We start from the raw sequence: 24582 nt of genomic DNA, 5'->3' as shown, positions 1-24582 counted from the left end.
ATATTAAAATTTAATTCTCGATTTTATCTTTTTCCTTAAGTGCCTCTGCTCGTTTTTTTCTATATTCTTCTATACTCATAGTCTTGTCTTTTGGAACAAGGTCTATAAATAATTTACCATCAAGATGATCTATTTCATGTTGAATGACCCTAGCTGTAAACCCCTCTGCTTGTCCTTCTATTATTTTGCCCTCTTGGTCAAATGCTCTGTAATTTATTTTCTCATAACGTTTTACTGAACCAGTTACATCTTTTACAGAAAAGCATCCCTCATAATCTTCATGCATTTCAGTGCCAATCGGTTTATAAGATGGGTTAATCCACAGAGTTTTAGGCATAGTTTGAGTTAAATCTGGTCGCCATTTCTTTAAAGAAGGATCATCAGGTACTGCAAAAACAATTACTCTTTTAGAAATTCCTATTTGTGGAGCTGCTAAACCAGCACAATTTTCCTCATTATCAAATTTTCTTATAAGTATTTCTATATCCTTTTTGTCTTCCTTAGATAAAGGGAATTTAACAGAACTTGCAGGTATTCTTATTGATGTTTTTGACGATGCTTCTAGATTAGAAATATCTGCAGTTACATAATTTGGCAATGAATCTTCTAGTAATACTGTTCCGTTAAATTTGTTAGGCATATCGTCTCTTCTATTAACTTTAGTTGATTTTTCTGCATATATTATTGCTGTATTACCCCATAAGGCTATCATGATTAATAATTTAGTCAGTTTCTTGACCATAATGTTAGATTCTCCTATTTTTTGTTTGTAGTCTTTTATAAATTATAGCTAACTTGATTAGTATTAAACACCGTGACAATTAAAAAATTGTAGAAAAGTACAAGACGCCTATTAGCAAGACCGCGTAGTGGTCGTGGCAACCCACATTCATTAGATTGCTTCGTCACCACCAAAGTGGCTCCTCGCTAATAAACACCAGTTTATTATACTTTCAGTAGTTCATTGATTCTTGCAATAGATAATCTAGTCATTCTCGCTACTTCCTCAATAGAGTTGCCATTTTTTATCATCATTTTGATTAATTTAGCTTCACCTCTAGCTTCTCCGATTTGAATCCCTTCTTCTTTCCATACTTGAGCTATACTAGGCATAAGTTCTTCTCCTTTTTCTTTAGTTAAACTATTTTTTAATATTTTTTCTAACTCTATTTTATCATTTTGCTCAATAAAGGTCAAAGTATAGCTCAATAGATTTCTTATATGGTCATAGCCTATTGTTATTTTACTCAATTTAGGCAAGAGATAAGAGATTTCTTGCCATCTTTTCAGTAATTGACGTTCGTGGATGTGCTTGAGGAAAAATAACAAAATTCCAGACCATATTTTTTTCTTGAGTTCTTCATCGGGGATGTCATATACGTTAATAAGCTGACAATCATTTGTCCAAAAGCCTCTGGCTAAATCTGGATGGCTAAATAAATTCCATATATTGAGCGATGCGTTATATTTCTTCTTGCCATTATAAATTATTAGGGGATAAATTACTGGAAGGCTTTTAGCTTTAGGATTAGTAGTTAAATATAGATCACAAATATTAATCATATATTTAAATAACCTAAATGCCATCATTTTATCAACAGTACTTTGATGCTCCAATAGCAAAAAAATATAGCCATTCTGATCATTAAACTTAACAGAAAATAATACATCTGAAATAGTTTTAGAAAGGTCTGGCTCAATAAAACTATCTTTTTCTAATTTTAAAGATGTGCTATCGATTAAAGCCAACACATCTTTAGGCAAATGAGTTGACAAAAATTCTTTGGCAACTATTGGATTCTCCATAGATTTGCGAAAGATTTCGTCATGTTTTGGCTTGTCTGAAGTCATAATAAAATTTACTTATATAGTATGTTTATTTGCTTTCTCATCTCCAGGTAATATATAACTAGCTCCTTTCCAACTTGATGAAAAATCAAATTCTCTATATGGCTGATCGAGCTTAACTGGCTCGTATACTACTTTTGCTAGAGTTTCATCATATTTAACTTGTACATAACCAGTTAATGGGAAATCTTTTCTAAGAGGATGACCAACAAAATCATAGTCTGTTAGAATACGGCGAATATCATGGCTCCCAGCAAAATTTACCCCAAACATATCATATACTTCACGCTCATACCAGCAGGCAGCACTAAAGATTTTGGTAATTGAAGGAATTATGTCATTTTCTCCAACCTCAACTTTGACTAGTATACGTTTATTTAATTTAAGACTTAGTAAATTATACACTACTTCAAACCGTTTCAAACGGTCTAAAAAATCAGCAGCAAATAAATCTGTCAACACGGTAAAACGTAAATTCTCAGATTGCTTAATTGACGATAAAAATGGCAACAAGCTTTCTATAGTAGATTTATAAGCAGCAAAATGTATATTTGAACCATTTGACTGTACAGGTAACACAGCTATTTCAAGCTCTTGATTTTTTATCAATTTATCAATAATCTCTTCCATATTATACACTAGCACTCTTAATCTTAAATCTAGTAGTTCTTTTAATTTTCTTTTGTAACTGCATTAAGCCATAAATCAAAGCCTCAGCCGTCGGGGGACAACCTGGTACATATACGTCTACTGGTACTATTTGATCACAGCCACGCACTACTGAGTAGGAATAATGATAATAGCCACCACCATTGGCACAGCTTCCCATTGATAGAACCCATTTAGGTTCAGTCATCTGGTCATAAACTTTTCTAAGAGCCGGAGCCATCTTATTGGTTAAGGTTCCTGCAACTATCATTAAATCAGATTGACGGGGGCTTGGTCTAAACAACATACCAAAACGATCCATATCATAACGGCTGGAAGCAGCTTGCATCATTTCTACTGCACAGCAGGCAAGACCAAAGCTCATAGGCCAAAGTGAATTAGCTCTAGCCCAGCCTAGCAAATCATCAAGTTTAGTTATCAAGAATCCTCGATTTGAGATTTCTTCTGCAAGTATCTTGTCTTGATCATATAAATCTATTTCTGCTTTCATGTAATTACTCCCAATCTAATGCTCCTTTTTTCCATTCATATATAAAACCAACAGTAAGTACAAATAAGAAAAACATCATTGAAAAAAAACCAAATTTACCAATTTTCCCAAGCGTAATAGCCCACGGCATCAAAAAAGTTACTTCTAAATCAAAAATAATAAATAAAATAGCTACTAGATAAAAACGTACATCAAATTTGCTCCTAGCATCACCGAAAGGATCAAATCCGCATTCATAACTATCCAGCTTAGCCTTATTATATTTCCGAGGACTCAAAAGCCTCGGTAATGTGACTATTATCAACGACAAAACTGATGCTATAGCAAAAAATACCACTATAGGCAAATATTCTTGTAATATGTGCGATGTTTCCAACATTAGTAATTACCTTAAAAAATTAGTTAGAAATAGTCACTGATCGACGTAATAGTAATTTAAGCAAAATAATCGCCCCAAAGGCACTGCAAACCCACCATACTTGCCAAATATTAAATGAGATCATACCTATTATATAATAATTTATAAAGCAAGCATAGGCAACAGACTTGTAATTTAACGTATCTATATCTATTTCCTTACTTGCTAGATTCATCTTATCATATTTAGAGGACTGCACTAAGCTTATATTACTAATTTTTTGAATATATTTATAAATTAAAGATAAAAATAGTATCAAACCTATTAAGCCCGTTTCAAATAAAATTTGCATTATATTATTATGTGGGTGTAGAGGTAATGGTGACCAAGTCCATTGATGATAGCTAACCATTTGTTCTTTATCAACTTTAAAATTTCTTGACGAAGCAAATCCATAGCCCAAAATTGGTTTCTTGATAATTTGCTTGGCAACAAAGTGCCAAATAAACACCCGATGCTTAGCAGTATCAGGTAGAAATTTAGCATAGTTCTCTAATGCATAATATGGTTGTATTTTATAGCTAATTATCGGCATCATTATCGAACCGGTGAGCATAGCCAAGGTAAATAATTTCAAAAAAATAGATTGCAATGCTTTGGTTGCTAACAGCCTATTTGTTAAAAATACTAACCCACCTACGGTAAATGCTAAAAAGCTTGCCAAACTATCTGAGATAAATAATAAATAAAAAATTAACAGATAATATATTAGTGCCAATAGATATTTATGATATAGTATCAGTATAGCAATGAGTAACCAGGAAAGAACTGACAATAAAGAACAGCCCCGATCAAGAAGGAATAAAAAGAACTGACCGGAAGAATTTGGCTGAAAAATAGTACGAAAGGTTCTTGTTATAATACCATGAGATAGATATTCTATAAAGAATAGAGCAATTGCTGCCACTATTCCTATAATAAAATATATTTTTATTTTGGTTGCATTGATCGGTAATTTGTCAATATTGCTATTTACGATAAACCCTATTAGAACAACTAAAGAAACTTGTAGATAATTAACTAAAGAGGCAGGATAGTTATGTGAATAAAAATTTGTTACAAGACACCAAAGACAAAATAGTAACTCCAATTTCCAATTGGATAGCAAAGTTTTTTTAACAGCAGCATATTGCAAATTAACAAAAATTTTACCTCTTAAAGTGGTTAATATAGTTAATAACCAAATAGGAACTATTACTGCTGCAGAGAAACCGGAAATTAATCCAACTGCTGGAAATAACATTACTAACACGTAAATCATGGATTGTATCATTCTTAAATATCCTTATAAACAATCTTTAGCAAAAATTTCATAAATTGGATGCTCAAAGGTGGAAACTGAAATGCTTGATGAGATAAGCCATCCTTGAAAAATTAACATAGGGTCTTCATCAATCTTATGTTCTGTAATGGTTAATAGCATGTAATTATCTCCATTGTAAGGATCAAGATTTTTTATACATTTATGCAATTTAATTTGAATGTTACCAAAATATTGTGGTTCATTAAGCTTTAATAACATTTCCTTTGATGTTGCGGTAATTTTATTTAAAGCAATAATTTTGCCCTGCTGGCAAATTTTTAATTCTGAATTTTCAGCATTATTTGGTATATTGGATAAATTATTGTCGTTAACTTGACGGTCTTTAATTTCTAAGGCTTTAATTTCTAAGGCTTTAATTTCTAACTCGTTACTATCTTCATCGGTAGTATCGAAGAATTCTACATCTTGAACGACGTCTTCGGCTTGTCCATAAGGAGAGAGAACACATAAAAAACCGATTATACTAGTAAATATAAGACGTTTCATCAATTTTTGTAGCATTCGGAAATAATAATTCTTTGAGTTATATTGGAGTGGTAGTTATACTACCTTGTAATAAAATTGTATATGTAAAAATTTACATTTTTTTATTGTAATTTATTTTTCTATACTCCATATTGGTAGAGTAACTAATATATAATTAGAGTCAATTGATGAGAAGTTGGCTATATCAAGACTTCTTTTAGAAGTCACTTATGTTGAGGAATTTGAAGGAAACTATCCATCCCAAACCAGATTATGGATAAATTTTTCCTGAATCACCTAAGAACCTAATACATTTGAGTAAGACTTAATGCAAGCTATTATCCAACTTATATTAACCAATCCACAAATTAAATCTAAATTTAGGACTGGTTTTTCGTACTTGTCTATATTTATTTTTATGGGCTTTGCTACTTTTGTATCTTCATCGATCAATAAATTCGTTAATGATACTATGTCAATTACCATAGCGGAACCAGAAATAGTTGACCCCTTAAAAGAACTATCGGATGAAATATCCCAAATTGTTACAGTCAAAAAAGGTGATACATTAAAAGCAATACTTTTGCATCAACAAATTCCAAGTAAAGAAATAACCCAAATTATAAAAATAGCAAGAGACAAAAATATTGAATCATCTTTAAAGATAGGGCAACAACTGGTTTTTGATTATGAAACAAAACTTATCGAACAAGATGATCAAGACCTTGCTTCCGAGTCACGTACATTGAAAAAACTAACTATAGCGTATGATAAAATCAAATCTCTAGAAATTATTAGAGAAGGTGAAGACCTTCTTGCGAAAGACGTAACCAAAGTTTTCAATAAGCTCCTAACCAAATCGTCGGTAGTTATTAATTCAAACTTTATGTCAGCTTTAAAATCTTTAGGGTTATCAAGTAATAGTATAAGTGAAATGATTAATTCGTATAGTTATCAAATTGATTTTCAACGTCAAATTAAAAATGGTGACACGGTAACTGTTATCACTGAGAAATTTGTTACCAAAGATGGTAAATTTTCACATCATGGTAAGGTTCTATATGTATCACTTAATTTATCCGGTAAGGAGTATAATATTTTTCGATATTCTCCAAATAATACAGCAAATAATCATGATTTCTTTTCCGAAGATGGTAAAAGTGTTAAAAGAAGTTTGCTTAGAACCCCTATCAAATTAGTTAGAGTTTCCTCACATTATGGTAATAGACATCATCCTACTTTAGGTTATACCAAAATGCATAAAGGAGTTGATTTTGCAGCTCCAACTGGTACGCCAATTTATGCGGCAGGTAATGGGGTGATAACTGAGATAGGCTGGAAATCTGGTTACGGAAAATTCATACAAATTAAACATAGTCAGAATTTATCAACTGCTTATGCCCACGCTTCTAATTTTGCTAAAAACCTTAAACCAGGAAGTATAGTGAAACAAGGGCAAGTAATTGCATATGTCGGTAGTACTGGTAGGACTACTGGAGCACATTTACATTATGAAGTTAAAATAAGTGGTAAAAACGTAAACCCTATGCATGTTAAATCTACCCCTGGTATAGAACTTAGCGGCAAGCAATTGGCACAATTTAAGCAATTTAAAAATAGTATAAGGTCTTTAAGTAGTGAACTTGATAGTAAATCAGAAATTACTGAAAATTCAGCAACGAAATTTCTTTAAAATTTTATCAAAGAAGCTATATAATTTAAGTTATTATGACTTCAGACAAGCCAAAACATGACGAAATCTTTCGCAAATCTATGGAGAATCCTATAGTTGCTAAAGAGTTTTTGGCAACTCATTTGCCTAAAGATGTGCTGGCTTTAATCGATAGTACATCTTTAAAATTAGAAAAAGATAGTTTTATTGAGCCAGACCTTTCTAAAACTATTTCAGATGTATTATTTTCTGTTAAGTTTAATGATCAGGATGGCTATATTTTTTTGCTATTGGAACATCAAAGTACTGTTGATAAAATGATGGCATTTAGGTTATTTAAATATATGATTAATATTTGTGATCTATATTTAACTACTAATCCTAAAGCTAAAAGCCTTCCATTAATTTATCCCCTAATAATTTATAATGGCAAGAAGAAATATAACGCACCTCTTAATATATGGAATTTATTTAGCCATCCAGATTTAGCCAGAGGCTTTTGGACAAATGATTGTCAGCTTATTAATGTACATGATATTCCTGATGAAGAACTTAAGGAAAAAGTATGGTCTGGGATTTTGTTATTTTTCCTCAAACACATCCACGAACGTCAATTACTGAAAAGATGGCAAGAAATCTCTTATCTCTTGCCTAAATTGAGTAAAATAACAATAGGTCATGACCACATAAGAAATCTATTGAGCTATACTTTGACCTTTATTGAGCAAAATGATAAAATAGAGTTAGAAAAAATATTAAAAAATAGTTTAACTAAAGAAAAAGGAGAAGAACTTATGCCTAGTATAGCTCAAGTATGGAAAGAAGAAGGGATTCAAATCGGAGTACAGGATGGTATTAGAATCGGAGAAGCTAGGGGAGAAGCTAAATTAATAAAAATGATGATAAATAATGGTAGCTCTATTGAAGAAGTAGCGAGAATTACTGGACTATCTATTACTAAAATCAATGAATTACTGAAAGTACAGTAAGTTAATGAATTATTAGATTAGCTATATAAGTAAGTTTTATTATGACTTCAGACAAGCCAAAACATGACGAAATCTTTCGCAAATCTATGGAGAATCCAATAGTTGCTAAAGAATTTTTGGCAACTCATTTGCCGAAGGATGTGTTGGCTTTAATCGATAGTACATCTTTAAAATTAGAAAAAGATAGTTTTATTGAGCCAGACCTTTCTGAAACTATTTCTGATGTATTATTTTCTGTTAAGTTTAATGATCAGGATGGCTATATTTTTTTGCTATTGGAACATCAAAGTACTGTTGATAAAATGATGGCATTTAGGTTATTTAAATATATGATTAATATTTGTGATCGATATTTAACTACTAATCCTAAAGCTAAATGCCTTCCAGTAATTTATCCCCTAATAATTTATAATGGCAAGAAGAAATATAACGCACCTCTTAATATATGGAATTTATTTAGCCATCCAGATTTAGCCAGAGGCTTCTGGACAAATGATTGTCAGCTTATTAACGTACATGACATCCCCGATGAAGAACTCAAGAAAAAAATATGGTCTGGGATTTTGTTATTTTTCCTCAAACACATCCACGAACGTCAATTACTGAAAAGATGGCAGGAAATTTCTCATCTCTTGCCTAAATTGAGTAAAATAACAATAGGCCATGACCACATAAGAAATCTATTGAGCTATACTTTGACCTTTATTGAGCAAAATGATAAAATAGAGTTAGAAAAAATATTAAAAAATAGTTTAACTAAAGAAAAAGGAGAAAAACTTATGCCTAGTATAGCTCAAGTATGGAAAGAAGAAGGGATTCAAATCGGAGAAGCTAGGGGAGAAGCTAGGGGAGAAGCTAAAGGAGAAGCTAAATTAATAAAAATGATGATAAATAATGGTAGCTCTATTGAAGAAGTAGCGAAAATTACTGGACTATCTATTACTAAAATCAATGAATTACTGAAAGTACAGTAAATAATGGATTATTAAACTAAAAATTATGTCATTATTTCTTTCACAAAAAAACAAGACTATAGGGATAGTTGGTCTAGGTAAGACTGGTATGGCTGCTTATCAATCGCTAAATAAAGTAGCTAGGATAATTTGTTATGATCAACTAGGTAGTAGTAGGGATGCTTTCAGTAAAATTTATGGAAACGATAATTTGGTTAGCTTTTCTGATCAGCGGTGGCAGGATATTGATAAGATATTGTTGAGTCCAGGTGTTCCCTTATCGCATGACATTGTTACCATGGCGAATGTCCGTAATATATCAATAACCTCAGATATAGATTTATTATTTGAGGAAGTTAAGTTTAGAGGGGAGAAGAAAGCTAATTTTATCGGTATAACTGGTACTAATGGTAAGAGTACTACCACTGCTCTAACTGGTCATATTTTACAGTTTTGTGGTTTTGATTATCCAGTTGGCGGGAATATTGGTGTTCCTGCCTTAAGTATGGGATTAGATTGTCAAGGGTATGTATTAGAGCTATCTTCCTTTCAGTTAGACTTATTAAGCAGTTTTAAAGCTAAAATTGCTGTGCTACTTAATATTACCGAGGATCATTTAGATCGGCATAATAATATGCAAGGCTATATTGTTGCTAAAAAGAAAATCTTTGATCGAATGGATAAAGATTCATTTGCCATAATTAGTGTTGATAATGAAATTACCAAAAATATTTTCTTAGAGTTACAAAAGGAGAATACCACAAATTTAATACCAATCTCTGTTGGTAAAATCCTTGATAAAGGAGTATCAATTTGTAATAATGTTGTTTATGACAATATTTTTGAACCAATTACTATTAATTTGCCAAATAATAGCTATCTACAAGGCATCCATAATCAGGAAAATATTGTTGCCAGTTATACGGCTTGTCGGATTATAGGGCTAAGACCAGAACAAATAATTGCTGCTATCGAGTTGTTTAAGGGGTTGCCGCACAGGATGCAATATGTTGGTACAATATACTCAGATCATTCGAGTATGATAAAATTTTATAACGATAGCAAAGCTACCAATAGCATTGCTGCTTCTAAATCCCTTGCTGCACTTGATAATATATATTGGCTAGCTGGAGGAGTGGCAAAAGAAGGAGGAATAACAAATTTAGCTCCATGGTTTGATAAAATTCATAAGGCTTATCTTTTTGGTCAAGATAAAGAACTTTTTGCATCGTCACTTAAGGGTAGAGTAAATTTTCAAATTTGTCAAGATTTGCAGGAGGCTTTTAATGTTGCAGTTAGAGATGCAATGCAAGATATAGGGAGCATAAAAAATATTTTGTTAGCTCCAGCTTGTGCCTCTTACGATCAATTTAAAAATTTTGAAGAACGCGGAAATCTATTTATAGAATTATATAATATTATTGCTAACCATGATTAAAGATAATCATAATAATGAATTATCTAACAATTACCTAAAATGGTGGTGGCGTAGTATCGACCAGCAAATGATTATTGCTTTAGTAATCCTGTTTGTTTTTAGTATGATGTTGGTTACTACAGCTGGACCAGTAATAGCAAATAGAATAGGACTCAATGAGCATTATTTTGCCTCTAGACAATTATTTTATCTTGCTAGTGCATCGCTATTGATCATTCTTTTTTCCCTTTTTTCCAAAAAATGGTTAAAGAGATTGTCAATTTTAGGATTTATTGTCAGCATATTGTTATTAATTTTAGTTAAATTCTATGGTTATGAAGTTAAGGGGGCTATTCGCTGGATTAATATTTTAGGTTTTTCGATGCAGCCTTCAGAATTTATAAAACCATTTTTTGCGGTAGTTGCAGGTTGGATATTATCATTGAAATTTGAGGGGGAATTTCCAAGTTTTTCTATTTGTATAGTTCTGTATGGTATCATTGCTTTATTATTAATTATCCAGCCAGATTTTGGTATGTTAGTGATGGTTACTGCAGTTTTTGGTATTCAGCTTTTTGTTGCTGGTATGCCAATATTTTGGATTATGCTTGCTGCTTTTATGTTGTTATTTGGTGTTACAGCAGCTTATTTTTGGCTGCCTCATGTAGCGAAAAGGATTAATAGTTTTTTTGATCCAGAGAGTATTAGTAATTATCAAGTTAGTAAGTCAATCAGAGCATTTGAGCATGGTGGTTTATATGGTTGTGGTCCTGGTGAAGGAGCGGTAAAACAAGTATTGCCGGATTCTCATGCTGATTTTATTTTTGCTGTTGCTGGTGAGGAATTTGGGGCGATTATCTGCTTGATAATTATAGGAATATTTGCTTTTATAGTGATTCGTAGTTTACTGAAACTCATTAACGAAGAAGATAAATTTGTTCAATTGGCAGCAAGTGGTATTGTTGCACAGATAGGTTTACAAGCCTTAATTAATATAGGTGTTACCTTGAATTTATTACCAACCAAAGGGATGACATTACCATTTATTAGCTATGGTGGTTCTTCAACTTTTGCCATAGCTATTGCTACAGGGATGCTGCTTGGTTTTACCAAACATAAAACTTCCCTTACTAACTATAAAATTCAAGATATTGACATATGAAGAGTATAATTGTTGTTGGTGGTGGTACGGCAGGTCATCTATTTCCCGCTATTGCTTTGGCTGAAGAATTGGTGAAACGCGGGTATAAATTACATCTTATTACTGACGTTAGATGCCAAAAATATTTAACTGAAGATTTACCGCTCATTCCACATATAATAAATTTTAGATTGCCACCGAAAGGGTTGTTTAATAAGTTTAAATTATTAATTTGTTTATTATTTATGATTTTTAAGATGTTATTGCTATTAGTGCAGGTCAAACCTTGTGTTATAATTGGGTTTGGTGGCTATCCCTCTGCTCCTCCTCTGATAGCAGCTGTATTGTTACGTATTCCTATCGTAATTTATGAACAAAACTGCTTTATTGGTAAGGTCAATAGATTATTCTTAAAATGGGCCAGAAGAGTTGCGCTTACCTATGAGGAAACTAAAAATTATAATATTGTTGACTATAATAAGAAATTAGTTATAGGAAATATAGTACGGGATAATGTTAAAAAGCTGAAAGTTAAGGATAATTTTAGTAATGATATTTTTCGAATATTGATTTTTGGTGGAAGTCAGGGAGCAAAGGTTTTTTCTACTTTAATACCGGAAGCGATTAAGATATTAGTGCAATCAAATCCTGATATTAAACTACATATTACCCAACAAGCTCCTCCAGAAGATTTAGACAATATTGCTAAAATTTATAGTGAATTAAACATCCCACATAAAGTAGCCGATTTCTTTTATGATATGGATCAGCAATATGCCAATCAAGAACTAGTAATATCAAGGGCTGGGGCATCAACTATTTCTGAGCTTAGCTATATTGGCTTGCCGGCAATTTTTATTCCGCTACCTTTTGCTACTGAAAACCATCAATTCTATAATGCCAAGGCACTGGAAGATAGTGGGGCAGGGTGGTGTTTTGAACAAAATAAAATTACTGCAGAAAAATTAGCCGATAAACTCTTAGTGCTAATAAAAAATCGTGATATACTGGAGCGGGCATCTTGTGAATTATTAAAGCGGAAAAATGACGGTAGTAATATTTTAGCTGATACAGTAGAAGAAATAGTAAACTGATTTCTTTGGGTTGTTATTAGCGGGAGGAGAAGACGTCTAGGAAGTTGCCTTTTAGCGGGATTTTATTGTGTTTCTTCATGAATCTCTAAGGTTCCTAGAGGGGTGATGGTGTGATTATCATCAATATCAACATGCTTACTAAAGTTTACATCGGAGGGCTTTAAGTGCAAAAAATCTTCATTTAATATTTTTGGAGGGAGAGAACTTAAGTAATAGGGATTTTCTAAACCAAGATAATCCTGTAATATTTTAAGAATAATATCAGGTAATTCTGAAAAATGCTTTTGTATAAATGCATCTATTTTTTGGCAATCTAAATTCCCATTATTTTGTTTAGCAAATAAAGCTATTAATTCTTGATTCATCTTATAAAATGTTAGATACCTTATATCATGAGACTCAAGTGCCATTTTAGTTATTTTGTTAATTTTAAAAATGAAAAGAGTGTCTGGTAATTCGCCAGTTAGGTATTCATAAATATTGATAACTAAATTTAGATTCTCTATGACTAATTCTTCTGAAGTTGTGTTTTCTAAATGATAGGTAATATTGTTTTTAGTAAAGCTGACTTTAGTACCTATAGGGAGTAGAAGTGAGGTAATAGAATCTTTATTTAATATAGAGACATGATCACAAAGAGAATCTAAGGAGCTTTGATTTTGAAAAGTACAATAATCTTTCTCTAAAGGTAACTTAACTGCACCTGCTAAAGGTAACTTAACTGCACCTGTGGGATTTAAGGCAACTACTATATCAATTGGATATTTTACAGTTAGCGTTATATCTTTGAGTACTTCGAAGTAATAATGTTCAGGTCTGCTAATATATGGCATTTTATTGCAAAAAAAGGTTCTGTTTGCGGTAATAACTAAGTGAGCTTTAGTAGATTTTGGCATATATAAAGTCCTTTATTTACTTATGAATAGGCTTTATATAATATTTATTAAAAAGTACAAGATAAATTTGGGTCAATCAGCTTGTTTTTTCCCTATAACTACTTCCTGGTTAATTGATTCTTGCAACTTGGGTGATTTTGTGTCATTAATTATGTTACTATAAAATTATCGGACTAATTTATGTTAAAAAAAGTTATTATTATAGTTTTGGGATTATCCCTACTTTCAGGTTGTACTGATGGGTTTAGAGGATATTTCAAAAAATCTGCTAATAATAAAATTATAGATAGCAAAGGTTTTGCCGGTGGCAAACGTCCACCGCTTTATAATAAGAAATATATAGCGATGGCAAAAAGAAATGTTATGGAAGAAAATTTTGATGATGATGAGGGCGATTTGCTTAGTGAGTATGATACCGAAACAATAAATCCAACTTTAAGAAATCGTCAAATGTATCTTAAGATGGTGAAACAAGATGCGGAACGTAATGAAAAACGCAAGCAAAATCAAGAAAAAGAATATCCTTCATTGAATTCGGCAAATGATAAGCTGAAGAAACAAAATAATGATAAGAATGATCAAGCAAACAATAATTTGCACAAAGAGCTAGAGCAAATTAAAGCTATGTTACGTGAAACTAAAAAAGATTTAGAAAAATATAAATGTCCTGCACGACAAACTACTAACCAACAAACTGTTGATAAAGTTTTACCAAATAAAGTTTTACCAAGTAAACCTAAAGCAAATAGTCATAAAAAAATTAAAAGGGTAGAAACTAACAAGGCAGTCGGTAAATCAGAGATGCAGAAAAAATTTCTCAGTGAAGATGATGATATAAAGGCAACTGGTACTAATTAATTCGTCTTTATGAATAAGCCTCGTGGCAATTTAAAAATTGCAGAAAAAATGCATTGCTTCGTCGGCTATGCCTTCTTGCAATGATACTGTAGGTAAATTTAAAACACGTCATTGCGAGACCACTGTGTGGTCGTGGCAATCCATATTCTTATAGATTGCCGCGTTACTAGTAAAGTAATTCCCCGCAATGACGGCGGGTTAGCTATAACTTTGTCTAGTTAAAACTCTATGTAAGAAAATAGAGCAAAATATGGTGAATATAACAACTATGCCTAAATTAAAGAAGGATATATATAAAAAACCTTCTTTATATATAGATAGTGACTCCATAAAATCTACTTCTCCTCCGATAGACGGTACCGACATAAATTTTGCTATTACAGTGCCTAGTAAATTTGAAAATGCCAGTGATAGCATTAATATACCCATTATAAATCCACGTAAGTGTTTTGGAGCAAGTAAAGTTGTTTTGGACTGTACTAATGGTCCTATGCAAAGCTCTCCTAAACTCATAAAAGAAATAGCAATTACTAAATATAAATATCCTACTTTGCCATTACTATCAGCATTTACGCAACCGATATAAAGAATAAAGAAACACACAACTAAGGTCAAAAGACCTAAAATTAACATTAAAGTTGCATATTTCTTATCAAACTTCATGTAAGTGCCTAACAAAGAACCAAATATTATTATAGAGAAAGGATTTATTGCTTGTGATACTGAAGCAGGAATCATGATGCCAAATACTTCTTTGACCACATTCCTTTCAGTAAATAAGTTAATAAGAGACCCAAGTTGCATTTCTAACGCAAAAAAGCACATTAATAAAAAAATCATCATCGATAAGGCAATTAGATTTTGTCTTTGAATTGTTGGAGACTTAAATATAATATAGCCAAATATCCCAAATACCCCTAAACCTATAATGCTAAGCATATTAGCAAAAAATTCAGCAAATATTAACATTTCAGAAACAAGAAATGCTAGAAATAGAGTGCTTACTATTATTATAGTAAAAGGATTCAACCTTAAGAAAAATCTTTTTTTCATGAGGTGTGGATAAGGTGATAAACCATTATTACCTAGTAAATTCTGAAATTTAACAAATATAATAAGACCAATTAACATACCTAGACCAGCTAAACCAAATCCGTAGTCCCAACCAATAGTACTTGCCACATAACCACAGGAAATAGAAGCTAAGAATGATCCTAAATTTACTCCAACATAGAATAAGGTAAAACCTCTTTCTCTATCCGGATCACTCTCTTTATAGCAGCAACTTAACAAATTTGTAATATTACCCTTAAATAAACCTGTTCCTAATGCTAATAGTGATAAGCCTAAATATACAAAATTTGGGTCTGATCCTACTAAAGTCATACAAATATGACCAATTGTTATAATTATACCGCCAATTAGTACCATATTACGAAATCCCATTAATTTATCAGCTAAAAAGCCTCCGAGTACCGGACCGGCATAGCCAATAGCAGCAAATAAAGAATAGGTGGCATAAGCATTAGCATCACTAAATCCTAAATGTGATGTAAGAAATAGCACCAGCAAAGCTCTCATTCCATAATAGCTAAAACGCTCCCACATTTCAACGAAAAATAGAAGTTTTAGGTGTTTAGGAAATATTTTAGTTTCTTTAATATTATCGATATCTAGATTATCTATATCTAGTAAATCAACACAATTACTCATCGTGAACCTCAATTCATTTTTATATCAAACCAATTGTTAATGATTTAATCTGATATATTAAGTTTAAAAAAGTCACTCTTAGTAGAACATTTAAGATTTATTATTTTTAAATGAGGATTACAACACCCCTCAAGTGTCTATTAGCAAGACCACTCAAGTAGGTTGTGACAATACCTTCTGGCGTCATTGCGAGCGAACATACGTGAGCGTGGCAATCCATGAAGCTTGTTATATGGATTGCTTCGTCACTAAGTAGCTCCTCGCAATGACGTTTGAGGTTTGTGTACTCCTCGCAATGACGTTGGATGGTTAAACTTCCGCAATGACGAGAGGGTAAAACAATTAAAAAAAACAAACAAATGCTTGCTAAAAGCAAATAGTAATAAAAATTTTAAAAAGTAGAAAAATATGGATTAATGGCTAAGACACCAAAACATGGTGGTATGATAAAATGAGGATGTTGGATAAGAAAAATTTAAATTTTTGGAAATTGCTAGTAATTGTCGTTCTAACGATAATCTTAAGTTTTTTAACATAATAACTCCTTTATAATTTTGAGTGTTAACAGCATAATAATTATACTGCACTTTAAATTATAGCATAAATTTATCATAAGGTAAATTAATTAGTTATTTTTTTTAATAATATGCTTAGTGCTTATTAGCAAATATGCTAGAATAATAAAATTAAAGTAACTTATTAAATTTGCATTTTTATGTTCCAAACATTAACTCAAAATCTAACAAAAATCTTTGATCGTATCAAAAGAAGCGGCACTTTATCTGAAGCCCAAATAAACGATACTATGCGTGATATTAGGATTGCCCTTCTTGAAGCAGATGTGGCACTACCGGTAGTTAAGGACTTTATTGCTGAAGTAAAGTTAAAAGCTATGGGGCAGGAGGTGATAAAATCAGTCTCTCCAGGGCAGATGATAGTAAAAATTATCCATAATGAGTTAATTAATATATTATCCTCTTCTCCAGAGGATAGTGTATTACAACTTAAATCTGCCCCTCCGGTAAATATTTTGATGGTTGGGCTGCAAGGAAGTGGGAAGACTACTGCCAGTGCTAAATTAGCACTTAGGCTAAAAAATCAGAATAAAAAGGTGTTGTTAGTTTCTCTTGATACTTATCGTCCTGCTGCTCAGGAGCAGCTAACCATCCTTGGTAAATCGATAGAGGTAGATAGTTTAACTATTATCCCCAACCATAATCCTATCGATATTACTAAAAGAGCCTTGCACGAATCAAAATTAGCCGCCTATGATGTCGTTATTTATGATACGGCAGGTAGGTTGCAAATCGATGATCAAATGATGCAAGAAGCGGTAAATATAAAAAATTTAGTAAAGCCAAATGAAATAATTCTGGTGGTTGATGCAATGACAGGGCAAGATTCAGTACTTATAGCTAGCAATTTTGACCAACAACTAGGAATTACCGGGGTGATTTTATCTCGTATTGATGGTGATGCTAAAGGTGGAGCGGCTTTGAGTATTAAGCATGTTACCAATAAGCCTATTAAGTTCCTAAGTACTGGTGAAAAATTGGCAGATTTAGAGTTATTTGATCCAGAACGTATCGCCTCGAGAATATTAGATATGGGAGATATTATTTCCTTTGTTGAAAAAGCAAGTAGCCTAATAGATCAGGAAGAGGCGGAAAAAGCAGCTGCTAGACTAAAAAAAGGTAAATTTGACTTGGAAGATTACCTAACGCAAATGAGGAGTATAAAAAAACTAGGTGGATTGAGCAGTATGATAAATATGTTACCTGGCATTAATAAAATTATCGATAAGGTCGATCAATCGAAATTAAGTAGCAAATTAATAGACCACCAAGAAGCAATAATTTTGTCAATGACCAAAAAAGAACGAAGAAAACCAGATTTGCTAAATGCCTCACGTCGAAAACGTATTGCTGAAGGCTCAGGAACATCAGTCCAGAAAGTCAATAATCTATTGAAACAATTTAAGCAAATAAGCGATCTCATGAAGAAGGCAAGCAATATGAATCCCAAAAGCCTAATGCGTAGCGGTCTAGGCAATTTATTCAAACCATAAATTTTCGCTTTAAAGATAATTATCAAAAGTCATATTTGAATAAATAGAATCTATAGCTTAGCAAATTGATATTTTAATAAAAGAGAATAATGTACTAACTGCTAAAAAAATGTCTTAAATTCGTATTAGTAGATAAAAATAGAATTAAACAGAAAGAGTAATGTAACTTTCCTGAAATCGTTTGTTAGGAGCAAAAAATGGATAAATATTTAACATTAATAATATTATTGATAATGCCGCATAATTCATTTGCTCAACAACAAATATCTAATTTTGTTACACCAGTTACTTATTTTGTCAATCATGTAAAGCAACTAAATCTACTCAAGAATAACTTAACTAAATACAGACAAACAAGCATAGTAGGCACTAGTGGCATGGGGAAAACACAGCTTGCTAGAATGTATTGTTATGAGAATCAAAATAATTATAAACTTATTTGGTTTGTTGATTGTAATTTAGATATTAATCAAGAGTTGCTAAAGCTAGCAAAAGCTATTAATAGCACCGCTAAATCTAATCTAATATCAGAAGATATGAGATTGGTACGAAAAGAACTAATGAGTCATTTATCGAATCAAGATAAATGGTTGTTGATATTCGATAATCTGAAGATAAGTGAAAATAAAAAAGTTCAAGAGTTCGTTGATTGGGAACATAATGGACACGTTATATTTTGTTCCCAAGATAGCGAAATATTGCCTAATATAGTCAAAATGACTGCCTTTGAAAAAAGTAATGCGATTACTCTGGCTAATAATATTATAGAAAATAATGACGCTAAATTAGCAGAATTCTTGAGCGAAAAGTTTGCTGGTTATCCTATCCTGATAGTACAAGGGGCACAATTATTAAATAATGTAAAAGATTTAGATAGAAAAGAATATAAGGATAAAATCCAGCAATCAACAGATAAAATTCAATTAAACATTACATTAGTTATCAATGAGTTAAAGCCAAGTGCTAAGAAACTTTTAAATAAAATAGCCTTAATAAATAATCAAGGTTTCTCGAAAGAACTTTTAAAAATTATTACGGATAATCAAAATACTCTTGATGATGATCTATATCAATTATCTAAATTTGCTTTAATATCTAACATTGACTCACATGACACTAACCCTGTCTTTGAAATGCATGATGTTATTGTTCAGAAAATAATAGAAATGAATGGAGTAAAAATTAATAAACCTTACTTAGAGGATATTGTTGTTAAATTAATTGATGCTACCCCAAAAAGTGGAATAAAAGGTCGTATTTTTAGAACTGCTAAGACTATATCTGAAAATTTTGAAATAATTTTAAAAAATTCGGAAAAATACAAAGTTAATATATATAAAATTCTGGGATTAAAGTTATATTTAATACTACAATATCTTAATTCTTGGGATAACTATAATGCAAAGAAATTAGTTGATTGGTTTAATAAAAATGATCAAGAAGGGAAGTTTAAATTATGGTTAATGAATAATGATGAAAAACATATATATGCAAGATATATAAAGTTTATAGGAAGGTATTATAAGAACTGTTCTAACAATCAAGTGGCAATTGAATATTACATTAGAGCAAAAGAAGTTTTTGACAAAGTAAAAGATTACGAAACTTTTAAGTGTAACGTATTTTATGCGTTGGCAACATCTAATATTGCATTAGGTCAAATTCAAGAAGCAAAAAAAAATATACAAATTATGAAGCAAATGTTTACTAGTAACTTGGTAGATAAGAGTGATATAGGGTTTCTACATTGTGTTAAATCACAGTTATTTCTTATACAAGGAAAATATCCTAAGGCATTGGATCAAATTAATCAAGACATAACAGAAAGTATAAAACAGGGATTAAAACCGGATGATTTTTTTCTTACAAGCCTTTATATGCTTAAAGCAGAAATATTAAATTATCTTAAAAAATACCAAGAAGCACATGTTGTAGTCGAGCAATTATATGATATGCATAAATCCTCTAAAAAAGAAGAACATGAAATATTTGGTCGCATTTTTATCCAAATGGCAAGAAGTGAGTTAGGGCTTGGTAAGTTAGACCATGCCTTAGAGCATGTTAATAGGGCTATCACCATATTTTTAGCCGATGAGCATAGGAATCCTAAAGGTGCAGATTATTCCGAAGATATAAACTTAGCAGTGAGTTATGTAGTACAAGGTGATGTTTTGTTTGCTCAAGATAAAATAAAAGAAGCAATAAAATCCTATAATAAAGCTTATACCATATATTATTACTTATATAGAGATAATCGTAAAAATGTGGCACAAGTTAGTGAGTTGTATAGTCAAGGAGCTAAAGCTGCCTGTAAAGCAAGAGACTTATATAGTTATAAGTTTTTTGGTAAACAGCAAGTAAAAGAGTTCGGAGTAAATCACACTAATACTGTATCTATGTTTGAGTATTGCAAACAACATAATATGAATTTATGGGAAAAAAATAGATTAGGCTTTTATATTAGATTTTCAAGATATAAGAATCTAGGTTCTGTGAAAATATTATGTTTTTTTGAGCATTTCCTTATATAAATTTAAGGTTTTACTGAGCATTAAGTCAAGGGAGGAATTATCGATTACTGATTTTCTTGCTGCTTGTTGTATTTTTTTGCCTTCATTGGTTTTAAGTATAGATAAGCAATGTTCAATTTTTTCTGCCAAATCGATAGGATCGTTTGGGTTGACGTGAAATCCAGTTTTTGTATTTGATATTGTTTCAATAGCCCCACCAATATTTGTAGCAATTACTAGCTTTTCCATTGATTGTCCTTCAGTTATAGTCCTACCAAATGCTTCTGGTTCAATCGAAGTAGATAATACTATATCTGAAACACCATAAAGACTGAGCATATCAATCTCATTACCAAAAATTTGAATTTTACTTTGTAGTTTCAATACGTTTATAAGAGATTTTACTCGATCTGTAAAATTTGGGTGTTTAGATAAATCCCCAACCATGAGACAGTAGAAATCTAGATGCTTTAATTTGCCAAGTGCTTCAACAAGGGTAAGGTGTCCCTTCCAACTGGAAAATCTTGATGGTAACAATATTATAGGAGTACTGTTAGATATACTATATTTCTTTTTATATTTTAATAACTTTTCTTCTGTAACATTTTTGGGATCAAAATAACGATAATCTACTCCTCGACGTATTACAGTAATTTGATTTTCTAGAATTTTATAATTAGCTAATATATGTTGCTTTACAAAATTAGATACAGCTATGACTCTCTCGCCTTTAATCATCACACTATTATAGAAATGTTTGAACAAATTCGAGATGTTGTAAATGCCATGAAATGTTGTTAAGAATTTAGTATTAGTAGCCTTTGCTGCCATATAACAGCTCCAAGCTGGAGCTCTCGATCTTGCATGTACTATATCTACACCATATTCCTTAATTATTTCTGATAAAATCCTTGCATTTTTCCATATTGAAAAGGGATTCTTAGTAGCACTATTCATAGAAATATGTGGTATATCTGCAACTGCTAACTCTTCAACTAACGAACCACCAGATGAGACTACAATAACATTATAATCAGCTTTTTTTAACATTTTTGCCACTTCAATTGTCCCTCTCTCTACTCCACCAGAGAATAAAGCTGGAACTACTTGCAAAATGGTTGGTTTATGGTATCGTTTTGGTGAATCTGATGAAATCATTAATTAACTAATTTAAATGGAAAAAATATATAATACAGAAAATAAAAAATTTATCACTTATAATCATTATAAAAGTAGTAAAAAAAATATGCCTTCCGTAATGTTTTTACATGGCTTGATGTCACATATGAATGGTACCAAGGCTGTATTCCTTGAAAATTACTGTAAAAAACAAGATTATAATTTTATCACATTTGATAATTTTGGTCATGGAAGATCGTCAGGTGATTTTCTTGATGAAACTATTGGCTCTTGGCTTATGGGAGTTAAAATGGTATTAAATAAACTTGTCCTGCAGCCAACTATTATAATTGGTTCCAGTATGGGTGCCTGGCTTGCTATGTTGGCTGCTATAAAATTTCCTAGTAAAATTTGTAGCGTTATTGGTCTTGCTCCAGCAATAGATTTTACAGAAAACATTTGGGAAAATTTAACTGAAAGTCAAAAAAAACAAATGCAACAGCAAAAATGGCTTGATGTTAGTGGGCGTAATTGCAATAATACATACCCAATAAGCTATCAATTAATACTTGAAGCCAAAAATCACTTGTTACTAAACTCAAATAGTATTAATCTTAAGAAACCTGTTCATTTAATTCACGGGATGTTAGATATTGATGTACCTTATAATATTTCAAATAAGTTAGTAGAAAAAATTACTAGTGATATAGTAGTAATGAAATTAATAAAAGATGGGCATCACAATCTCTCAAGAGAATCAGATTTGGCTATAATTGCTAATTCTTTGGAAGAAATAATAAAATATAAAAACTAATGAATAACCATAAATTTGCTAAAACAGCTAAAGTATCAGATTTTTTAAAAGTTGCAGAAGTAATAGATAAGCTAGATCAAGATAGTTTGGTACTTTTTGATGTGGATGACGTACTGATCATGGCTCAAGATGAATATCGCTTAACTCATCCTTATAGACGCGAATGGTGTGTTGAAAGCAAAAAACGCTTTACTAGAAAAGAAAGGCAACTTTTTTTTAGTATTATTCTAAAAAATCGTACTATTCGCTTAGTGAACCCCAATATAAATGATATATTGAGTAAATTATGGGAGAGGCAAATTCCAACTGCTGCTTTAACCAAGCTATATACAGGTAGATTCGGGGTTATTGAAGATTTTACCAATTGGCGTTTAAAAGAGCTTAAAGGAATAAATATAGATTTTATGAAATCTACTCCAATAAAAGAGGAAATATTAATTGATGAATTACATAGTGAGAATGGTATGCCGATGATGGAAGAAGGGGTGATTCTTACTGCCGATATTGATAAAGGTGTAGTATTAGAGAATATTTTACACAAGAAAAATTATTACCCTAAAACCATAATATTCGTTGATGATGTTTTAGAAAATATTGAGTCGGTGGAAAAAATATGTACTAAATTACAGATTAATTTTTATGGTTTTGAATTTAGCGGAGCTTCTTTAGTACCGGAAGCAGAGCTTGATAAAAAAAGTGAAAAAATTCGTTTTGAAATTTTAGAGAATGAACATCGTTGGCTAACAGATTTAAAACTTTAATATGGTATTTGAAATGTTGAATAAATTAATTGTTTTTGTAAGTATATGCATTATTTCTTGCTGTGCTATCGCTGAAAAACAAGAGGGCATTCCGGTAAAAGCCAGTAAAGTGCAAATGGCTGATTTGCATAATGTTTTCAGCGTTGTCGGACAATGTAAAAATGATGCAAGCCGGGATTATTATGCTAATATTTCTGGTACGGTTGATGTAGTATCTGATTCTCAAGGTAAGGTTAATAAAGGAGATATTTTGCTTATTATTGACAAAGATTTAGCTACGTCAACTAAGTCACAAGCAGAAATCTCTTTAAAAACGGCGATGACTGCTTATGAACGTGATAAGGCATTATTTGCCAAAAAATATATTAGTAGTGATGTACTAGAAAAATCAAATAGTGATTTAGAAACAGCTAAGCTTGCTTTTTCCAAAGCAATGAATAGTTACAACGATATGGTTATCGTAGCACCATTTGATGGAAATATTGGTATAATAAAGCTAAAAAAAGGGGATAAGGTAGAACAAAAAAATTATCTTTTTAGCATTATTGCTCAAAATTCTACCACTAAGAGTATTTTAATGGAGTTACCTGAGGAGCTTTATAATCAGGTGTCAGTATCTACTGATTTAGTGATAACCGATAATAATGGTGATAAGATTAATGGAAAAATTGCTGAGATATCACAATATGTTTCAGATAATGGTACTATAAGTGCTAAAGTTATTGTTGATTCTAATAGTAATATGCTACATAGAAGCTATGTGCCTATAGATTTAATTATTAACAAACATCGGAATTTAGCAGTAGCTAGTCAATCAGTGCAGAGTAATAGTAAAGGTCAGTATTTTGTATATAAACTTAATGATAACAAAGTGCAACAACTTTATGTTAAGCTAGGTACTAGTCTAAATGGTCTAACAGAGATTATTTCAGACGAAATCAAAGAAGGAGATATGGTAATAGTGGAGGGAATTACTAAGATTAATGACGGTAGCATAGTGAAATTATTATAGCTACCCAAAAAAGGTTTTAGCCATGTGAACTGACGTCACGTGAGGAGCCGAAGGCGACGAAACAATCCATAAAAGTAATAAAAATGGATTGCCACACTCACATATGTTCGTTCGCAATGACGTGTATGCATCTCAAACGTCATTGCGAGACTACGTAGTAGTCGAAACAATCCAAAAGTGAATAAAAATGGATTGCCACACTCACATATGTTCGTTCGCAATGACGTGTATGCATCTCAAACGTCATTGCGAGACTACGTAGTAGTCGAAACAATCCAAAAGTGAATAAAAATGGATTGCCACACTCACATACGTTCGTTCGCAATGACGTGTATGCATCTTAAACGTCAT

The 24582-nt window shown here is 31.6% G+C and carries 22 protein-coding genes; 12 read left to right on the top strand and 10 right to left on the bottom strand.

Annotated elements, in window-relative coordinates:
* Window positions 1–10: 10 nt before the first annotated feature.
* The 7 genes from ACFELW_RS04520 to ACFELW_RS04490 all read right to left on the bottom strand — a co-directional run bounded on the left by ACFELW_RS04520 (window position 11) and on the right by ACFELW_RS04490 (window position 5250).
* Window positions 11–742, bottom strand: a complete 732-nt coding sequence (locus tag ACFELW_RS04520; protein WP_375329761.1) for a peptide deformylase — start codon at window positions 740–742, stop codon at window positions 11–13.
* A gap of 203 nt (window positions 743–945) precedes the next feature.
* A complete protein-coding gene (locus ACFELW_RS04515; RefSeq protein WP_375329760.1) occupies window positions 946–1851 on the bottom strand; it encodes an Rpn family recombination-promoting nuclease/putative transposase in 906 nt (301 codons plus the stop codon).
* Window positions 1852–1863: 12 nt separating this feature from the next.
* Window positions 1864–2478: an NADH-quinone oxidoreductase subunit C gene (locus ACFELW_RS04510; protein WP_375329759.1), complete on the bottom strand. Its 615-nt coding sequence runs from the start codon at window positions 2476–2478 to the stop codon at window positions 1864–1866.
* Window position 2479: 1 nt separating this feature from the next.
* Complete coding sequence (locus tag ACFELW_RS04505) at window positions 2480–3007, bottom strand: NuoB/complex I 20 kDa subunit family protein (RefSeq protein WP_341758998.1); 528 nt, start codon at window positions 3005–3007, stop codon at window positions 2480–2482.
* A gap of 4 nt (window positions 3008–3011) precedes the next feature.
* Entirely contained in the window at window positions 3012–3386 is a 375-nt protein-coding gene (locus ACFELW_RS04500) for an NADH-quinone oxidoreductase subunit A (protein WP_250310787.1), read from the bottom strand.
* Window positions 3387–3405: 19 nt separating this feature from the next.
* Window positions 3406–4698, bottom strand: a complete 1293-nt coding sequence (locus ACFELW_RS04495) for an O-antigen ligase family protein (RefSeq protein ID WP_375329758.1) — start codon at window positions 4696–4698, stop codon at window positions 3406–3408.
* A gap of 12 nt (window positions 4699–4710) precedes the next feature.
* Window positions 4711–5250: a DUF2155 domain-containing protein gene (locus ACFELW_RS04490; RefSeq protein WP_375329757.1), complete on the bottom strand. Its 540-nt coding sequence runs from the start codon at window positions 5248–5250 to the stop codon at window positions 4711–4713.
* Between the two features lie 292 nt (window positions 5251–5542).
* On the opposite strand from ACFELW_RS04490, the gene ACFELW_RS04485 reads away from it, so the two are divergent.
* From ACFELW_RS04485 to murG, 6 genes are read left to right on the top strand one after another with little or no spacing between them, the layout of a single operon-like run.
* A complete protein-coding gene (locus ACFELW_RS04485) occupies window positions 5543–6907 on the top strand; it encodes a M23 family metallopeptidase (protein ID WP_375329756.1) in 1365 nt (454 codons plus the stop codon).
* 35 nt (window positions 6908–6942) lie between these two features.
* Window positions 6943–7875 (top strand): Rpn family recombination-promoting nuclease/putative transposase, encoded by a 933-nt coding sequence (locus ACFELW_RS04480; RefSeq protein WP_375329755.1) that lies wholly within the window; start codon window positions 6943–6945, stop codon window positions 7873–7875.
* A 41-nt stretch (window positions 7876–7916) separates the two neighbouring features.
* On the top strand, window positions 7917–8849 hold the full coding sequence (locus tag ACFELW_RS04475; RefSeq protein ID WP_375329754.1) for an Rpn family recombination-promoting nuclease/putative transposase: 933 nt from the start codon (window positions 7917–7919) through the stop codon (window positions 8847–8849).
* Between the two features lie 25 nt (window positions 8850–8874).
* Window positions 8875–10266 (top strand): UDP-N-acetylmuramoyl-L-alanine--D-glutamate ligase, encoded by a 1392-nt coding sequence (gene murD / locus ACFELW_RS04470; RefSeq protein WP_375329753.1) that lies wholly within the window; start codon window positions 8875–8877, stop codon window positions 10264–10266.
* Entirely contained in the window at window positions 10259–11407 is a 1149-nt protein-coding gene (ftsW, locus tag ACFELW_RS04465; protein WP_094648599.1) for a putative lipid II flippase FtsW, read from the top strand. Before murD ends, ftsW begins: the two co-directional genes overlap by 8 nt.
* A complete protein-coding gene (gene murG, locus ACFELW_RS04460; protein ID WP_375329752.1) occupies window positions 11404–12480 on the top strand; it encodes an undecaprenyldiphospho-muramoylpentapeptide beta-N-acetylglucosaminyltransferase in 1077 nt (358 codons plus the stop codon). The genes ftsW and murG overlap by 4 nt, the downstream gene beginning before the upstream one ends.
* A gap of 62 nt (window positions 12481–12542) precedes the next feature.
* Here murG and ACFELW_RS04455 read toward each other — a convergent pair whose 3' ends face one another.
* Window positions 12543–13376 (bottom strand): hypothetical protein, encoded by an 834-nt coding sequence (locus ACFELW_RS04455; RefSeq protein WP_375329751.1) that lies wholly within the window; start codon window positions 13374–13376, stop codon window positions 12543–12545.
* Window positions 13377–13556: 180 nt separating this feature from the next.
* On the opposite strand from ACFELW_RS04455, the gene ACFELW_RS04450 reads away from it, so the two are divergent.
* Window positions 13557–14234, top strand: a complete 678-nt coding sequence (locus ACFELW_RS04450) for a hypothetical protein (protein ID WP_375329750.1) — start codon at window positions 13557–13559, stop codon at window positions 14232–14234.
* A gap of 198 nt (window positions 14235–14432) precedes the next feature.
* Here ACFELW_RS04450 and ACFELW_RS04445 read toward each other — a convergent pair whose 3' ends face one another.
* Window positions 14433–15947, bottom strand: a complete 1515-nt coding sequence (locus ACFELW_RS04445; protein WP_375329749.1) for a peptide MFS transporter — start codon at window positions 15945–15947, stop codon at window positions 14433–14435.
* Between the two features lie 715 nt (window positions 15948–16662).
* On the opposite strand from ACFELW_RS04445, the gene ffh reads away from it, so the two are divergent.
* Together ffh and ACFELW_RS04435 are read left to right on the top strand one after the other, a co-directional pair.
* A complete protein-coding gene (ffh, locus tag ACFELW_RS04440) occupies window positions 16663–18015 on the top strand; it encodes a signal recognition particle protein (RefSeq protein ID WP_375329748.1) in 1353 nt (450 codons plus the stop codon).
* 197 nt (window positions 18016–18212) lie between these two features.
* Window positions 18213–20546, top strand: coding sequence for a tetratricopeptide repeat protein (locus tag ACFELW_RS04435; RefSeq protein WP_375329747.1), 2334 nt, complete (start codon window positions 18213–18215; stop codon window positions 20544–20546).
* Here the strand turns inward: ACFELW_RS04435 and ACFELW_RS04430 are convergent.
* Complete coding sequence (locus ACFELW_RS04430) at window positions 20517–21683, bottom strand: glycosyltransferase family 4 protein (RefSeq protein ID WP_341759009.1); 1167 nt, start codon at window positions 21681–21683, stop codon at window positions 20517–20519. The genes ACFELW_RS04435 and ACFELW_RS04430 overlap by 30 nt on opposite strands.
* A 16-nt stretch (window positions 21684–21699) precedes the next feature.
* On the opposite strand from ACFELW_RS04430, the gene ACFELW_RS04425 reads away from it, so the two are divergent.
* From ACFELW_RS04425 to ACFELW_RS04415, 3 genes are read left to right on the top strand one after another with little or no spacing between them, the layout of a single operon-like run.
* Complete coding sequence (locus ACFELW_RS04425) at window positions 21700–22458, top strand: alpha/beta hydrolase (RefSeq protein ID WP_375329746.1); 759 nt, start codon at window positions 21700–21702, stop codon at window positions 22456–22458.
* Window positions 22458–23219 (top strand): DUF2608 domain-containing protein, encoded by a 762-nt coding sequence (locus ACFELW_RS04420; protein WP_375329745.1) that lies wholly within the window; start codon window positions 22458–22460, stop codon window positions 23217–23219. Before ACFELW_RS04425 ends, ACFELW_RS04420 begins: the two co-directional genes overlap by 1 nt.
* A 13-nt stretch (window positions 23220–23232) precedes the next feature.
* On the top strand, window positions 23233–24231 hold the full coding sequence (locus ACFELW_RS04415; RefSeq protein WP_375329744.1) for an efflux RND transporter periplasmic adaptor subunit: 999 nt from the start codon (window positions 23233–23235) through the stop codon (window positions 24229–24231).
* Window positions 24232–24582: the final 351 nt, after the last annotated feature.

Origin of the sequence: Candidatus Tisiphia endosymbiont of Nemotelus uliginosus, from assembly GCF_964264755.1 — a bacterium.
Classification (GTDB): domain Bacteria; phylum Pseudomonadota; class Alphaproteobacteria; order Rickettsiales; family Rickettsiaceae; genus Tisiphia.
The sequence above is the reverse complement of the archived record's forward strand: the minus strand, read 5'-3'. Positions and strand labels throughout refer to the sequence as shown.

Excerpts from the sequence above, each read along its gene's own strand:
- ACFELW_RS04420 (WP_375329745.1), top strand. The coding sequence starts at position 22,458 with ATGAATAACCATAAATTTGCTAAAACAGCTAAAGTATCAGATTTTTTA.
- ACFELW_RS04455 (WP_375329751.1), bottom strand. The coding sequence starts at position 13,376 with ATGCCAAAATCTACTAAAGCTCACTTAGTTATTACCGCAAACAGAACC.
- ACFELW_RS04505 (WP_341758998.1), bottom strand. The coding sequence starts at position 3,007 with ATGAAAGCAGAAATAGATTTATATGATCAAGACAAGATACTTGCAGAA.
- ACFELW_RS04450 (WP_375329750.1), top strand. The coding sequence starts at position 13,557 with ATGTTAAAAAAAGTTATTATTATAGTTTTGGGATTATCCCTACTTTCA.
- ACFELW_RS04435 (WP_375329747.1), top strand. The coding sequence starts at position 18,213 with ATGGATAAATATTTAACATTAATAATATTATTGATAATGCCGCATAAT.
- ACFELW_RS04475 (WP_375329754.1), top strand. The coding sequence starts at position 7,917 with ATGACTTCAGACAAGCCAAAACATGACGAAATCTTTCGCAAATCTATG.
- ACFELW_RS04485 (WP_375329756.1), top strand. The coding sequence starts at position 5,543 with ATGCAAGCTATTATCCAACTTATATTAACCAATCCACAAATTAAATCT.
- ACFELW_RS04490 (WP_375329757.1), bottom strand. The coding sequence starts at position 5,250 with ATGCTACAAAAATTGATGAAACGTCTTATATTTACTAGTATAATCGGT.
- ACFELW_RS04480 (WP_375329755.1), top strand. The coding sequence starts at position 6,943 with ATGACTTCAGACAAGCCAAAACATGACGAAATCTTTCGCAAATCTATG.
- ACFELW_RS04500 (WP_250310787.1), bottom strand. The coding sequence starts at position 3,386 with ATGTTGGAAACATCGCACATATTACAAGAATATTTGCCTATAGTGGTA.
- ftsW (WP_094648599.1), top strand. The coding sequence starts at position 10,259 with ATGATTAAAGATAATCATAATAATGAATTATCTAACAATTACCTAAAA.
- ACFELW_RS04520 (WP_375329761.1), bottom strand. The coding sequence starts at position 742 with ATGGTCAAGAAACTGACTAAATTATTAATCATGATAGCCTTATGGGGT.
- ACFELW_RS04445 (WP_375329749.1), bottom strand. The coding sequence starts at position 15,947 with ATGAGTAATTGTGTTGATTTACTAGATATAGATAATCTAGATATCGAT.
- ACFELW_RS04415 (WP_375329744.1), top strand. The coding sequence starts at position 23,233 with ATGTTGAATAAATTAATTGTTTTTGTAAGTATATGCATTATTTCTTGC.
- murG (WP_375329752.1), top strand. The coding sequence starts at position 11,404 with ATGAAGAGTATAATTGTTGTTGGTGGTGGTACGGCAGGTCATCTATTT.
- ffh (WP_375329748.1), top strand. The coding sequence starts at position 16,663 with ATGTTCCAAACATTAACTCAAAATCTAACAAAAATCTTTGATCGTATC.
- ACFELW_RS04510 (WP_375329759.1), bottom strand. The coding sequence starts at position 2,478 with ATGGAAGAGATTATTGATAAATTGATAAAAAATCAAGAGCTTGAAATA.
- ACFELW_RS04495 (WP_375329758.1), bottom strand. The coding sequence starts at position 4,698 with ATGATACAATCCATGATTTACGTGTTAGTAATGTTATTTCCAGCAGTT.
- ACFELW_RS04425 (WP_375329746.1), top strand. The coding sequence starts at position 21,700 with ATGGAAAAAATATATAATACAGAAAATAAAAAATTTATCACTTATAAT.
- murD (WP_375329753.1), top strand. The coding sequence starts at position 8,875 with ATGTCATTATTTCTTTCACAAAAAAACAAGACTATAGGGATAGTTGGT.
- ACFELW_RS04515 (WP_375329760.1), bottom strand. The coding sequence starts at position 1,851 with ATGACTTCAGACAAGCCAAAACATGACGAAATCTTTCGCAAATCTATG.
- ACFELW_RS04430 (WP_341759009.1), bottom strand. The coding sequence starts at position 21,683 with ATGATTTCATCAGATTCACCAAAACGATACCATAAACCAACCATTTTG.